Source organism: Pseudomonas sp. S04, from assembly GCF_009834545.1.
GTDB lineage: Bacteria > Pseudomonadota > Gammaproteobacteria > Pseudomonadales > Pseudomonadaceae > Aquipseudomonas.
The window spans coordinates 5,837,703-5,851,168 of the sequence record NZ_CP019427.1; the positions used below are offsets into that span (position 1 = coordinate 5,837,703).

Here is a 13,466-nt window from a genome sequence, read left to right on the forward strand (position 1 = left end):
CATGCGGGTTAAAGCTTACCTGCCATTGGGGCCTGGTTTGCACACTTGCAGCAAAAGCCGTGCGTGCAGGAACACCAACGCCGGCGCGAATCAATGGGCAGGGAGTGGCAACGCGTGCAGAATCATGAGCAGTTCCCGGCGTACTCGCAGGACCGCTATAGTGAACAGGATCTATATTGGAGGAAGTGCCACTAAAGAGAGGGGCTTCCACAACGTCCAGAATATCGGACGGGGATAGCTGCTCCGGCAACGCCGGCAGGCCCTTGGCCGCCGCGCGGACGGACGTGTCGCCACTGATGTGGCACGCATGCAGACCGATCTGCCTGGAGCAGGTGGTCACGCCGATTGACGGCAGGCGAGACATGAAGCACCCCGGTATTATTGCTGTTATGGGTTTGATTCGAGCTTAGCCTTGTTCATTTTTTTACACAACACCCCCGTAAAAAATACAACACGGCCCGCTCAAGCCTGCGGGCGGCAACGAAGGGAAAGGGATCAAAACGCCCCAAACTGCCTCAAAAATGCCCTTCGAGCGCTTTTTTAGGGCAAAAAAGGCCTCGCTTGACTTCGGCATGCCGTTCGGGTTGACTGGAATCTGAAAAGATCAATGATTGATATTTTTAACAACAAAGGTGTTGCATCATGTCGGTACCCCCGCGTGCCGTTCAGCTTAACGAAGCGAACGCGTTCCTTAAGGAACATCCTGAGGTTCTGTACGTTGACCTTCTGATTGCGGATATGAATGGTGTGGTGCGCGGCAAGCGCATCGAACGCACCAGTCTCCACAAGGTTTACGAGAAAGGCATCAACCTGCCGGCCTCTCTATTTGCTCTGGATATCAATGGTTCGACGGTGGAAAGCACCGGCCTGGGCCTGGACATCGGCGATGCTGACCGAATCTGCTATCCAATCCCCGACACCCTGTGCAATGAGCCTTGGCAAAAGCGCCCTACCGCGCAACTGTTGATGACCATGCACGAACTCGAAGGTGAGCCATTCTTCGCCGACCCGCGTGAAGTACTGGCCAATGTAGTGCGCAAGTTTGACGAAATGGGCCTGACTATCTGCGCCGCCTTCGAACTGGAGTTCTACCTGATCGACCAGGAGAACGTGAACGGTCGCCCGCAACCCCCTCGCTCGCCGGTTTCCGGCAAACGCCCGCACTCGACACAGGTCTACCTGATCGACGACCTCGACGAATACGTCGACTGCCTCCAGGACATCCTGGAAGGTGCGAAGGAGCAAGGCATCCCGGCTGACGCCATCGTCAAGGAAAGTGCTCCGGCGCAGTTCGAAGTCAACCTGCACCACGTTGCCGACCCGATCAAGGCCTGCGACTACGCGGTACTGCTCAAGCGTCTGATCAAGAACATCGCCTACGACCATGAGATGGACACCACCTTCATGGCCAAGCCTTACCCAGGCCAGGCGGGTAACGGTCTGCACGTCCACATCTCGATCCTTGATAAAGACGGCAAGAATATTTTTGCCAGTGAGGATCCCGAGCAGAACGCCGCACTGCGTCACGCGATCGGCGGTGTGCTCGAGACCCTACCGGCGCAGATGGCTTTCCTCTGCCCGAACGTCAACTCCTACCGTCGTTTCGGCGCACAGTTCTACGTGCCGAACTCGCCGTGCTGGGGCCTGGACAACCGCACCGTGGCGATTCGTGTGCCAACCGGTTCCTCCGATGCCGTGCGCATCGAACACCGTGTGGCCGGCGCCGATGCCAACCCGTACCTGCTGATGGCTTCGGTCCTGGCAGGCGTGCACCACGGCCTGGTCAACAAGATCGAGCCTGGCGCACCAGTGGAAGGCAACAGCTACGAGCAGAACGAGCAGAGCCTGCCGAACAACCTGCGCGACGCATTGCGCGAGCTGGACGACAGCGAAGTCATGGCCAAGTACATCGATCCGAAATACATCGATATCTTCGTGGCCTGTAAAGAGAGCGAGCTGGAGGAGTTCGAACACTCCATCTCCGACCTCGAGTACAACTGGTACCTGCATACCGTGTAAGCGGTTGCAGTAAAAAAAACGCCATCGTGCCTAATTGGCCGATGGCGTTTTTTTATGGCCGCCTTTGGCGAATCGTCGGAGCGCCGCCATCGCGAGCAAGCTCGCTCCCACAGGGCCTTGTTTAGCACCCGGATACTGCGTGCATAGCAGATCCTTGCTCGCGATGGCGGCCGACGAGACAACACACAACCCGACTCGTACAATGCCCCCTGCCCTGCAGGAGACTTCAATGACCCGGCCCGCCACTCTTCGTAAACCCCGCGCTCGCAGCCAGGCCCGGATCGACTCAATCCTCGATGCCGCCCGCACGCTGCTGGCCGCCGAAGGCGTGGCCAGTTTGTCGATCTACAGCGTGGCCGAGCGGGCCGAGATTCCGCCATCGTCGGTGTACCATTTCTTCGCCAGCGTCCCGGCGCTGCTCGAAGCCCTGACGGCCGACGTCCACGCCGCGTTCCGCGCCTGCCTGCAAGCACCTATCGACCATGACACCCTCAGTGGCTGGCGTGACCTGTCGCGGCTGGTCGAGCAACGCATGCTGCAGATCTACAGCGAAGACGCCGCCGCCCGCCAGTTGATCCTGGCCCAGCACGGGCTCACCGAAGTCACTCAGGCCGACCGCCAGCACGACCTCGAACTGGGCGACCTGATGCACACCCTCTTCGACCAGCACTTTGCACTGCCAGCGCTGCCCACCGACGTCGACGTGTTTGCCCTGGCCATGGAGCTGGGTGATCGGGTGTATGCGCGCTCGGTGCAGCAGCATGGGCAGATCACCCCGCGCATGGCGGAGGAAGGGATGCGGGTGTTTGATGCGTACCTGGGGTTGTATCTGCCGCCTTACCTGCCTAAACGCGCTGGTAATCCCCCAGCAAGCCCATAAAAAAACCCCGAAGGGCTCACACCCTTCGGGGTTGTTCGTAGCGCACGGCTTACAACTTGGCGATCGAGACCTCGGTGGACTTTACGAAGGCGATCACTTCGCTGCCGATCACCAGTTCCAGCTCCTTGACCGAGCGGGTGGTGATCACCGAGGTGACGATACCGGAAGCGGTTTGCACGTCGATTTCCGACAACACATCGCCTTCGACGATTTCCTTGATGGTGCCTTTGAACTGGTTGCGAACGTTGATGGCTTTGATAGTCATGAGGGTGATTCCTGTCGTGGGAAGAACGATGAGTTATTGAGCCCAGCGCAATTGCGTGGGCAAGGGTGAAACAGGTTCCGGCTCGGGCGGTACGCCCGGCAGGGCCAACACTCGGTTGAGCACTTCGGTTTCCAGCGCTGCCAGTCGATGTGAACCGCGAACCCGAGGGCGCGGCAACTCGACGTGCAGGTCCAGGCCAATCTCGCCCTCCTCGATCAGCAGCACCCGGTCGGCAATCGCCACGGCTTCGCTGACATCGTGGGTCACCAGCAACACGGTAAAACCATGCTGCTGCCACAGGCGCTCAATCAGTTGCTGCATTTCAATCCGGGTCAGGGCGTCCAGGGCACCCAGCGGCTCATCGAGCAACAGCAGGCGCGGCTGGTGGATCAGTGCCCGGGCCAGGGCCACCCGTTGTTTCTGCCCGCCGGACAAGGCCGCCGGCCATTCATCGGCGCGGTCGGCCAGGCCCACTGCTTCCAGGGCATCCAGGGCCTGCTGGCGCCAGTTGCCCTTGAGGCCGAGACCGACGTTGTCGATGACCTTTTTCCAGGGCAGCAAACGCGCCTCCTGGAACATCAGCCGGGTATCCTCCCGGGCCTCGCTGAGCGCTGCCGAGCCCGCCAGCAATTGTCCGTCCGTTGGCTGGTCGAGGCCGGCGAGCAAGCGCAGCAAGGTGCTTTTGCCGCAGCCGCTACGACCGACCACCGCGACGAACTGACCGGCCGGAATATGCAGGTCGATGTCGCGCAGCACTTGCCGCGCACCAAAGGTCTTTTGCAGCTTGCGCACCACCAGGGGAATCCCGCGCAGCAGGCGCGGCGGTTGTTGAGCCGTCATGCTGCATCTCCCTTGGCCACTTGATAGGCCGGATGCCAGCGCAGCCACACCCGTTCCAGGCCTCGGGCCGCGAGGTCGGCCAATTTGCCGAGTACCGCATAGAGCACAATCGCCAGCACCACCACGTCGGTCTGCAGGAACTCCCGGGCATTCATCGCCAGGTAGCCAATGCCGGAGCTGGCCGAGATGGTTTCGGCCACGATCAGCGTCAACCACATGAAGCCCAGGGCAAAACGCACCCCCACCAGAATCGACGGCAACGCACCCGGCAGAATCACCTGGCGAAACAGGCTGAAACCGCTCAAGCCATAGCTGCGCGCCATTTCCACCAGCGCCGGGTCGACGTTACGAATGCCGTGGTAGGTATTGAGGTAGATCGGGAACAACGTGCCCAGGGCCACCAGGAAAATCTTCGCCGACTCGTCGATGCCGAACCACAGGATCACCAGCGGAATCAGCGCCAGATGCGGCACGTTGCGGATCATCTGCACCGAACTGTCGAGCAGGCGTTCACCCCACTTTGACAGGCCGGTGATGAAACCCAGCACCAGGCCGATGCCACCGCCGATGACAAATCCGAGGCCAGCACGCCAGCCGCTGATGGCCAGGTGTTTCCAGATTTCGCCGCTTTGCACCAGGCTCACGCCCGCCTCGATCACCGCGATCGGAGCCGGCAGAATCCGCGTCGACAACCAGCCCGCCGACACCGACAACTGCCACACCGCCAGCAACAGCACCGGCAGGGCCCAGGGCGCGAGACTGTGAATAAGGGTTTGCTTCTTCATGGCGCGCCTCAGCTCTGGGACGCGGCTTTGGGAAGAATGTCGTTGGCAACCATTTCACCGAACGGACTGACGTAACCGCCCGTTTTTGGCAACTCGGGACGTTCGATGTCGAGGTGCGGGAACAGCAGTTCGGCCACCCGGTACGACTCTTCCAGGTGTGGATAACCGGAGAAGATGAAGGTGTCGATGCCCAGGTCCGCGTACTCCTTGACCCGTGCTGCCACGGTCGGGCCATCGCCGACCAGCGCCGTGCCGGCACCACCACGGACCAGGCCGACACCGGCCCACAGGTTCGGGCTGACTTCCAGGTTGTCGCGACTGCCACCGTGCAGCGCAGCCATGCGTTGCTGGCCCACCGAGTCAAAGCGCGCCAACGATGCCTGGGCCCGGGCGATAGTGTCGTCATCCAGATGGGAAATCAGCCGGTCCGCGGCCTGCCAGGCTTCGTCATTGGTTTCGCGCACGATCACGTGCAGGCGAATGCCGAAGCGCACGGTACGGCCCAGCTTGGCTGCCTTCTCCCGAACCTGTGCGATTTTCTCGGCGACCGCGGCCGGAGGCTCGCCCCAGGTCAAGACCATTTCGACCTGCTCGGCCGCCAGGTCCTGCGCCGCTTCGGAAGAGCCGCCGAAGTACAGCGGTGGACGCGGCTGCTGGATCGGCGGATAGAGCAATTTGGCGCCTTTGACGCTGATGTGTTGTCCGTCGTAATCGACGGTTTCGCCTTCCAGCACGCGGCGCCAGATCCGGGTGAATTCCACGGAGGCCTGATAACGCTCTTCGTGACTGAGGAACAAGCCATCGCCCGCCAACTCTTCCGGGTCACCGCCGGTCACCAGGTTGAACAGCGCCCGGCCCCCGGACAAGCGATCCAGGGTCGCCGCCTGACGCGCCGCCACCGTCGGCGAAATGATCCCTGGGCGCAGGGCGACCAGGAACTTCAGGCGCTGGGTCACCGGGATCAGCGAGGCCGCCACCAGCCACGAGTCTTCGCAGGAGCGTCCGGTAGGGATCAACACCCCGCCGAAACCCAGGCGATCCGCCGCCTGGGCGACTTGTTGCAGGTAGCCATGGTCAACGGCGCGCGCGCCTTCGGCGGTGCCAAGGTAATGGCCGTCGCCGTGGGTAGGCAGGAACCAGAAAATATTGAGGCTCATGGAGTGGTCTCCTTGGAAAGTCGGGTTACTGGGTTTTGGCAACGGTCGCCGGCGGCGTCCAGATCACGTCTTTGATGCTCAAGGGTTTAGGGATCAACTTGAGCTGGTAGAAGCTGTCGGCGATTTTCTGCTGCGCCGCGACCACTTCCGGCGTCAGGAAGTGCGCACCGTAGCCCTGGCGTTTCACCGAGGTCAGAGTGATGTCGGCGGGTAGGCCGAGCAGTGGCGCCACCTGTTTGGTCACGTCTTCGGGATTGGCCTGGGACCACTCACCGACAGCGCGGACTTCATCCACCAGGGTCTTGATCACGGCCGGGTGCTGCTCGGCGTAAGGCTTGGTGGCCAGGTAGAATTGGTGGTTGTCGACGATGCCTTTGCCATCACGCAAGGTGCGTGCCTGCAGTTGCTGTTCGGCGGCAGCCTGGTACGGGTCCCAGATCACCCAGGCGTCGACGCTGCCACGCTCGAATGCCGCACGGGCATCGGCTGGGGGCAGGAATACGGTCTGGATGTCGCTGTATTTGAGGCCGGCGTCTTCCAGGGCGCGCACCAGCAGGTAGTGCACGTTGGAGCCCTTGTTGAGCACGACTTTCTTGCCCTTGAGGTCCTGTACCGATTTGATCGCCGAGTCCTTCGGCACCAGGATCGCTTCACTGTGGGGAGCGGGCGGCTCGTAGGCGACATAGAGCAGATCGGCACCAGCGGCCTGGGCGAACACTGGCGGGGTTTCGCCGGTCACGCCGAAGTCGATGGAGCCGACGTTCAAGCCTTCGAGCAGTTGCGGGCCACCGGGGAATTCGGTCCATTGCACGTCGACGCCTTGGGCGGCGAGGCTTTTCTCCAGGGTGCCCTTGGCTTTGAGCAGCACCAGGGTGCCGTATTTCTGATAGCCGATACGTAACGTCTCGGCCTGAGCTTGAGTAATGGCGCCGAAGGACACAGCCGCAGCAAACAGAGCGACCAGACCGCGACGCAAAATGACAGGGCGCATGGCGCTCTCCTTTTTGCAGTGGGGTTGTGGCTGCACCTGCTTGCCCGTTAGCGGGCGAGTAAGGCCAGTACTTCAAACTTCGGGTAGGGCTCAAATGCTCCAGCGAGCACTCAACAAACGTTCATTCAACAGGTGTGGATCGAGCGGCTTCGGACGGCGGGCCATGGCGCTGAAAAACTGCTCCAGGGCCTCGTTCAACCGTTGCTCCAGCTCCGGTGCCAACTTCGCCTGGGCAGTGCCTTCGCCATAGGCGATCTGGTTGTCTTCGGCAAAGATGCCATGCAGCATTTCCTGGGCCTTGAGCGCCGACAGCACCGGCTTGAGGGCGTAATCCACCGCCAGCATGTGGGCGATACTGCCGCCCGTAGCCATTGGCAATACCACCTTGTGGCTCAGGGCGCGCTCAGGCAGCAGGTCCAGCACGGTTTTCAGTGCGCCCGAAAAGGACGCCTTGTAGACCGGCGTGGCGATCAGCAGGCCATCGGCATTGGCAATCTGTTGCAGCAGGTCGATCACCTTCGGGCTGTCGAAGCGGGCATGCAGCAAGTCTTCGGCCGGGAAGTCCCGTACCTGGTAACTCACCACTTCCACCCCCTGTTGTTGCAACCAACGCTGGGAGCGATCCAGCAGCACTCCGGAGCGGGAGCGTTGGCTGGGACTTCCTCCGAGTGAGACGACCAGCATTACCTTGATTCCTTGCATGTAGTGGGCGATTCGCAGCTTGCGATCTCGCGGTGTTGAAGTGACCTTAACAGGTGATTCATATATCTATAAATCATATTTATTCATTTGTTTATACTCAAAATGAATATGCAAGACTGCCTTTACCCGGGCATAAAAAAAGGCCGTCGAAACGGCCTGAAAACCCCTGCATTGTGATTCTGGTTCACGCGGATGCTTGCCGTGGTCGGTCCGGCCCCATCGCGGGCAAGCCCGCTCCCACAGGTTATGCGCGATGCATTGCGTTCCGCTTGCCCACGATGGGTTTATAAGGCGCGCCAGGAGAGCTGGCGAATTACCGATTAGGCTGCGGCGTCAGGCGCAGGTACGGCTTCACCGCGCGGTAACCTTTGGGAAAGCGCTGGGCGATCTCTGCTTCGTCCTTGAGCGAGGGCACAATCACCACTTCATCACCGTCCTGCCAGTTGGCCGGCGTGGCCACCTTGTAATGGTCGGTGAGTTGCAGCGAGTCGATCACCCGCAGGATTTCGTTGAAGTTGCGCCCGGTGCTGGCCGGATAGGTGATGGTCAGCCGAACCTTCTTGTTCGGGTCGATCACGAACAGCGAGCGCACGGTCAGGGTGTCGTTGGCGTTCGGGTGGATCAGGTCGTAGAGGTCCGAGACCTTGCGATCGGCGTCCGCCAGGATCGGGAAGTTGACCAGGGTGTCCTGGGTTTCGTTGATGTCTTCGATCCAGCGGTGGTGTGAGTCCACCGGGTCGACAGACAGGGCAATGGCCTTGACCCCGCGCTGGGCAAATTGATCCTTGAGCTTGGCGGTAAACCCCAGCTCCGTGGTGCACACCGGTGTGAAGTCCGCCGGATGGGAAAAAAGCACGCCCCAGCTATCGCCAAGCCACTCGTGGAAGCGAATGGTGCCGGCGCTGGAATCCTGTTCGAAATCGGGGGCGATGTCGCCCAGTCTGAGGCTCATGGTGCTGCTCCTGATGAGTGCGGAATGAGCCCACTGTGCCTAGAATTTTCTCTAATTAAAAAGAATAAATATTGATTTATTTATAACTTTAAAGAATATTAAATATCTGTTCACTGGACGCCCGCGCCCGCAGCGACCACGCTGCTGCCCAAGGTTCGAGAAGGCCTTGAGTTGCTGTAAAGAGGGAAGCTGGCGGGCACACGGGGGTGGGTCTGCCGGCAAACAAAAGCCCCGCCAGGCGCAATGCCTGGCGGGGCTTTTTTTATCAGTCTGGCGAGCGCTGTTACAACAGCGGGATCGAGTAGCTGACGATCAGGCGGTTTTCATCCTGGTCGCGTTGACCCGGGATGTCGTTGCGCCACATGGCGTTTTTCCAGGTCAGACCCAGGTTCTTCAGCGGGCCCTGCGGAATCACGTAAGCCACGGTCAGGTCGCGTTCCCACTCGCTGGCGCCAGTGGCGTTGACTTTGGTCTGTGGTTTGCTGGTGCCGACGTTACCCGAGGTGTCGATGTCGTCGCCACGCAGGTAGACGATACCCGCGGTCAGGCCAGGTGCGCCCACTTGAGCGAAGTCATAGGAGTAGCGAGCTTGCCAGGTACGTTCGCCAGCACGGGCAAACTTGGCAATCTGCATGTCGGTAGTCAGGTAAGCCGACGAGCCATCACCCTGGTTCAGCCAAGGGAAATCGCTGTCGCCGTTGCTGACCTGGTAACCGCCACCGAAGGTGTGACCGGATACCGTGTACAGCAGCAAGCCGCTGAACAGGTTGTTGTCGACCTTGCCCTTGGTGATGCCAGTGCCGTAGTCACCGGTGGTGTAGTAGGCCGGATCGTTGCCGTTGGCACCGTCATCGCGGCTGTTGAAGTAACGGAAGTCCGACTTCAGCACGCCCGGGCCGATTGCCCAGTTGTGTACCAGGCCCAGGAAGTGTTGCTTGTAGAAATCGTCCAGGTTGCCGTAGTAGTACTGTGCGGTCAGGTCCTTGGTGATCTTGTAGTCACCGCCGCCGTAGATGAACTTGTTGCTGTCGCGACCCGAAGCCGTTGGGCTGTTGGCGCCAGCAATCGACAGTTCTTCGTTGTTGCTGGAGTTACGACCTTTGGCGTGCTCGATCTGACCACCGACCAGGGTCAGGTCCTTGATCTCGTTGGTGGTGATCTGGCCGCCCTGGAAGGTTTGCGGCAGCAGGCGACCGTCGTTGGTCACGATCACCGGCAGTTTTGGCTGCAGGGTGCCGAGTTTCAGTTCGGTCTGGGAGATCTTCGCCTTGGCGGTCAGGCCCAGGCTGGAGAAGTTGTCCACGGCTTCACCGTTGGACTTGCTCGGGAACACTGTGCCGCCGTAGGAATTTGCGTTAGCGCCGTTGGTGCCGCCGCCGGAGTCCAGCTTCACGCCCACCAGGCCGATGGCATCCAGACCGAAGCCCACGGTGCCCTGGGTGTAACCCGAGGTGAAGCGCAGATCGAAGCCTTGGCCCCATTCTTCCTGCTTGTTCTGTGCACCAGCGGCTTTGGTGTTGTTGTCGCGGTTATCGGTGTTGATGTAGAAGTTACGCAGGCCCAGGGTGGCCTTGCTGTCTTCGATAAAACCGGCGGCGCCTGCCTGCTGCGCGACAACCCCTACGGCCACTGCCAGGGCCAAGGTGGACTTGTTCATGTTTCACTCCTCTCGTTTCTAATTTTTGTGTTTCTTGGTCCAGGGTCTGATGCCCCGGATCCACAGATGCGCGATTAGCGCCAGAGCGTGACCGCCAAGTCAATCGTAACAAGGCGTGTCTACGACCAAGGTCTAACCGCATGATTCGGTCTGTTCAGGTTAATGAATTTTTGATAAACCCAAAAAGAATTATTTCATCGTTTTTCATACGATTCGGGAATATAGCAAATCCACACTCGCCGAAGCGACGCAGGGTAGCGACAAAGTGTGTAATTCCTAAAAGGTATTTATCGGAGTGCCCTTAGATCGTTTGTCTGAATAGACCTTAATCAATCGTCAATCACGATCAAAAACGCGACTTCATTGGGCGAAGCGCGCATCATCCAAGGGAATTGTTACAGTTTGTGTATCGATTGAAATATTTTCTCACTCGGGCACACGGCAGCTCGTCAGCCCCGACCTTTGTCAACAAAAGCCGGGGCATCAGCGGGGGGATCAGAGGGCTTTTTCGAAGATTTTCGAATTGCGTTGGTAGTTGTACAGCGAGGCCCGCGCCGACGGCAGGCGCTCAACGCTGCTCGGCACAAAACCGCGCTCGCGGAACCAGTGCGCAGTGCGTGTAGTGAGGACAAACAGGGTCTTGAGGCCTTGGGCGCGGGCCCGGCTTTCGATCCGTTCCAGCAGTTCATCGCCACGCCGGCCGTGCCGGTATTCCGGGTTCACGGCCAGGCACGCCAGCTCGCCGGCATCCGAGTCGGCAATCTGATACAAGGCCGCACAGGCAATGATCATCCCTTCGCGCTCGACCACGCTGAACTGCTCGATCTCGCGTTCCAGCACTTCGCGCGAGCGACGCACCAGGATCCCCTGCTCTTCCAGCGGGCTGATCAAATCCAGCAAACCACCGACGTCTTCGATGGCCGCCTCGCGCAGCAGTTCGAACTGCTCCTGGGCCACCAGCGTACCGCCACCATCACGGGTGAACAGCTCAGTGAGCAGCGCGCCATCTTCGGCATAACTGACGATGTGGCTGCGACCGACACCGGCGCTGCAGGCTTGCGCGGCAGCGTCCAGTAGTTCGGCCTGGTAGTTGGCACCCAGGCGTAACAGGTGAGCCGGTACCTGTTGCGGGCGCAGTTCACGGACCAGACGACCGTGTTCGTCGATCAGCCCCGTTTCGGCGCCGAACAGCAGTAGCTTGTCGGCCCCCAGGTCAATGGCGGCGCGGGTAGCGACGTCTTCGCAGGCCAGGTTGAAGATTTCCCCGGTGGGCGAGTAGCCCAACGGTGACAGCAGCACGATGGAGCGCTCATCCAGCAGGCGGTTGATGCCCTTGCGGTCGACCCGGCGCACTTCGCCGGTGTGGTGATAGTCGACCCCCTCGAGCACGCCGATCGGCCGTGCCGTCACCAGGTTGCCGCTGGCTACCCGCAGGCGCGAGCCCTGCATCGGCGAGGACGCCATGTCCATCGACAGTCGGGCCTCGATGGCGATGCGCAACTGGCCCACGGCATCGATCACACATTCCAGGGTCGCGGCATCGGTAATGCGCATCCCGTGGTGGTAATGCGGGGTCAGGCCGCGCGCGGCGAGGCGGGTTTCGATTTGCGGGCGCGAACCGTGTACCAGCACCAGGCGTACCCCGAGGCTGTGCAGCAACACCAGGTCGTGGACGATATTGCCGAAGTTCGCATGCTCGACGCCGTCGCCGGGCAGCATGACGACAAAGGTGCAATCGCGGTGAGCGTTGATGTAAGGGGAAGCGTGACGAAGCCAGTTGACGTATTCGGGCATAACACCTGCACCTGTAATAAATAACAGCCGAAAAAAGGACGAAGCAAAACGCACAGCGGGCTGGTGGTTATCGTCGGAACAGGCTTGGCGACACGCGCGCTCTCCTCATGAATACGGGTGGTTGGCCCCGGGATTCAAGCCGGGGTCAGGCAGTAATGTTCGATCAGTTGCCGTAATAGATGCACGGTAGGCGTCAAACGTGACATTTCCAGGTATTCCCCCGGCTGGTGGGCGCAGGCGATATCGCCAGGACCGAGCACCAGGGTTTCGCAACCCAGGCGCTGAAGATAAGGCGCTTCAGTGCCGAACGCCACTGCTTCGGCGCTATGCCCGGTGAGTCTTTCAGCCACCTGCACCAGTTCCGAATCCTGCGTCTGCTCAAATGGCGGCACTTCGGGGAACAGCGGTGCGTAGTCGATCTTCACCTGATGACGTTCGGCGACCGGTCCCAACTTCTGTCGAATGGCATCGCGCAGGGCGTTGGGGTCCATGCCGGGCAAGGGCCGCAGGTCGAACTCCAGGGAGCACTGGCCACAGATGCGATTCGGGTTGTCACCACCATGGATGCAGCCAAAGTTGAGGGTCGGTTGCGGCACGCTGAACTGCGGGTTGCGGAACTCGCGCTGCCACAGCAGGCGCAAGCCGCGCAGCTCGCCCATCGCATCGTGCATGGCTTCCAGGGCGCTGTGACCCAGGCGTGGGTCGGAGGAGTGACCGCTTTGCCCGAGGATGTCGATGCGCTCCATCATCACCCCCTTGTGCAGGCGGATCGGCTTGAGCCCCGTCGGCTCACCGATCACCGCCGCCCGGCCCAAGGGTTTGCCGGCCGCCGCCAGGGCGCGGGCACCGGACATCGAGCTTTCTTCGTCGCAGGTGGCAAGAATCATCAGCGGTTGCTTGAACGGCTGGTCGAGCAACGGCAGCACGGCTTCGATGGCCAGGGCAAAAAAGCCTTTCATGTCGCAGCTGCCCAGGCCGACCCAGCGGCCGTCGACTTCGGTGAGTTTCAGCGGGTCGGTCTGCCACAGCGCACCGTCGAACGGCACCGTATCGCTGTGCCCGGCCAGCACCAGACCGCCAGGGCCGGTGCCGAAGGTGGCCAGCAGGTTGAATTTGCCGGGGCTGACCTGCTGGATGTCACAGGCAAAACCCAGGTCGCCGAGCCAGGTGGCCAGCAAATTAATGACCGGCCGATTGCTCTGATCCAGGTGAGCTTGAGTGCAACTGACGGACGGTGCGGCGATCAGTGCAGCGAACTGGTCTTTCATGGATGGCAAAGGCATCGCTGACTCCAACTCCCGGATTGAAGTCCATCATAGAACCATCCGGTCACCGGAATAAACCGTCGCGGCGCGCAGGTTTAGTGAGTGCTGTACACTGCACGGCCTTGGCAGCCACACATTTCCCCGGCTGCGCTCCCGATC

12 protein-coding genes and 1 pseudogene are annotated in these 13,466 nt (G+C 60.6%); 2 read left to right on the forward strand and 11 right to left on the reverse strand.

Going from position 1 to position 13,466, the window contains the following annotated elements; translation table 11 throughout:
* Window positions 1-67: 67 nt before the first annotated feature.
* A pseudogene (locus PspS04_RS26220) lies at window positions 68-364 on the reverse strand (gamma-glutamyl-gamma-aminobutyrate hydrolase family protein); the annotation flags it as partial.
* Window positions 365-642: 278 nt separating this feature from the next.
* Here PspS04_RS26220 and PspS04_RS26225 point away from each other — a divergent pair.
* On the forward strand, window positions 643-2,019 hold the full coding sequence (locus PspS04_RS26225; RefSeq protein WP_095081821.1) for a glutamine synthetase family protein: 1,377 nt from the start codon (window positions 643-645) through the stop codon (window positions 2,017-2,019).
* 229 nt (window positions 2,020-2,248) lie between these two features.
* Complete coding sequence (locus PspS04_RS26230) at window positions 2,249-2,899, forward strand: TetR/AcrR family transcriptional regulator (protein WP_095164695.1); 651 nt, start codon at window positions 2,249-2,251, stop codon at window positions 2,897-2,899.
* 49 nt (window positions 2,900-2,948) lie between these two features.
* On the opposite strand, the gene PspS04_RS26235 is transcribed toward PspS04_RS26230, so the two are convergent.
* The 10 genes from PspS04_RS26235 to argE form a co-directional block, all read right to left on the reverse strand.
* Complete coding sequence (locus PspS04_RS26235) at window positions 2,949-3,164, reverse strand: TOBE domain-containing protein (RefSeq protein WP_003213899.1); 216 nt, start codon at window positions 3,162-3,164, stop codon at window positions 2,949-2,951.
* A 33-nt stretch (window positions 3,165-3,197) separates the two neighbouring features.
* A complete protein-coding gene (gene ssuB / locus PspS04_RS26240; protein ID WP_095164696.1) occupies window positions 3,198-4,004 on the reverse strand; it encodes an aliphatic sulfonates ABC transporter ATP-binding protein in 807 nt (268 codons plus the stop codon).
* The gene (ssuC, locus tag PspS04_RS26245) at window positions 4,001-4,789 is read right to left on the reverse strand and encodes an aliphatic sulfonate ABC transporter permease SsuC (protein ID WP_159998483.1); all 789 of its coding nucleotides are present in this window, start codon (window positions 4,787-4,789) and stop codon (window positions 4,001-4,003) included. The genes ssuB and ssuC overlap by 4 nt, the downstream gene beginning before the upstream one ends.
* 8 nt (window positions 4,790-4,797) lie before the next feature.
* Complete coding sequence (gene ssuD, locus PspS04_RS26250) at window positions 4,798-5,946, reverse strand: FMNH2-dependent alkanesulfonate monooxygenase (RefSeq protein ID WP_095164698.1); 1,149 nt, start codon at window positions 5,944-5,946, stop codon at window positions 4,798-4,800.
* 25 nt (window positions 5,947-5,971) lie between these two features.
* Complete coding sequence (locus PspS04_RS26255) at window positions 5,972-6,937, reverse strand: sulfonate ABC transporter substrate-binding protein (protein WP_159998485.1); 966 nt, start codon at window positions 6,935-6,937, stop codon at window positions 5,972-5,974.
* A 90-nt stretch (window positions 6,938-7,027) separates the two neighbouring features.
* Window positions 7,028-7,621 carry an NADPH-dependent FMN reductase gene (gene ssuE, locus PspS04_RS26260; protein ID WP_159998487.1) on the reverse strand — a complete coding sequence of 198 codons (594 nt, stop codon included), beginning with the start codon at window positions 7,619-7,621 and terminating at the stop codon, window positions 7,028-7,030.
* 331 nt (window positions 7,622-7,952) lie between these two features.
* The gene (locus tag PspS04_RS26265; RefSeq protein ID WP_159998489.1) at window positions 7,953-8,591 is read right to left on the reverse strand and encodes a peroxiredoxin; all 639 of its coding nucleotides are present in this window, start codon (window positions 8,589-8,591) and stop codon (window positions 7,953-7,955) included.
* 283 nt (window positions 8,592-8,874) lie between these two features.
* Entirely contained in the window at window positions 8,875-10,248 is a 1,374-nt protein-coding gene (locus PspS04_RS26270) for an OprD family porin (RefSeq protein WP_159998491.1), read from the reverse strand.
* A gap of 495 nt (window positions 10,249-10,743) precedes the next feature.
* A complete protein-coding gene (gene argA / locus PspS04_RS26275) occupies window positions 10,744-12,042 on the reverse strand; it encodes an amino-acid N-acetyltransferase (protein WP_095164703.1) in 1,299 nt (432 codons plus the stop codon).
* Between the two features lie 134 nt (window positions 12,043-12,176).
* Complete coding sequence (gene argE, locus PspS04_RS26280; RefSeq protein WP_159998493.1) at window positions 12,177-13,325, reverse strand: acetylornithine deacetylase; 1,149 nt, start codon at window positions 13,323-13,325, stop codon at window positions 12,177-12,179.
* Between the last annotated feature and the right edge of the window lie 141 nt (window positions 13,326-13,466).

Coding starts and splice junctions, on each gene's coding strand:
- PspS04_RS26225 (WP_095081821.1), top strand. CDS start 643: ATGTCGGTACCCCCGCGTGCCGTTCAGCTTAACGAAGCGAACGCGTTC.
- PspS04_RS26230 (WP_095164695.1), top strand. CDS start 2,249: ATGACCCGGCCCGCCACTCTTCGTAAACCCCGCGCTCGCAGCCAGGCC.
- PspS04_RS26235 (WP_003213899.1), bottom strand. CDS start 3,164: ATGACTATCAAAGCCATCAACGTTCGCAACCAGTTCAAAGGCACCATC.
- ssuB (WP_095164696.1), bottom strand. CDS start 4,004: ATGACGGCTCAACAACCGCCGCGCCTGCTGCGCGGGATTCCCCTGGTG.
- ssuC (WP_159998483.1), bottom strand. CDS start 4,789: ATGAAGAAGCAAACCCTTATTCACAGTCTCGCGCCCTGGGCCCTGCCG.
- ssuD (WP_095164698.1), bottom strand. CDS start 5,946: ATGAGCCTCAATATTTTCTGGTTCCTGCCTACCCACGGCGACGGCCAT.
- PspS04_RS26255 (WP_159998485.1), bottom strand. CDS start 6,937: ATGCGCCCTGTCATTTTGCGTCGCGGTCTGGTCGCTCTGTTTGCTGCG.
- ssuE (WP_159998487.1), bottom strand. CDS start 7,621: ATGCTGGTCGTCTCACTCGGAGGAAGTCCCAGCCAACGCTCCCGCTCC.
- PspS04_RS26265 (WP_159998489.1), bottom strand. CDS start 8,591: ATGAGCCTCAGACTGGGCGACATCGCCCCCGATTTCGAACAGGATTCC.
- PspS04_RS26270 (WP_159998491.1), bottom strand. CDS start 10,248: ATGAACAAGTCCACCTTGGCCCTGGCAGTGGCCGTAGGGGTTGTCGCG.
- argA (WP_095164703.1), bottom strand. CDS start 12,042: ATGCCCGAATACGTCAACTGGCTTCGTCACGCTTCCCCTTACATCAAC.
- argE (WP_159998493.1), bottom strand. CDS start 13,325: ATGCCTTTGCCATCCATGAAAGACCAGTTCGCTGCACTGATCGCCGCA.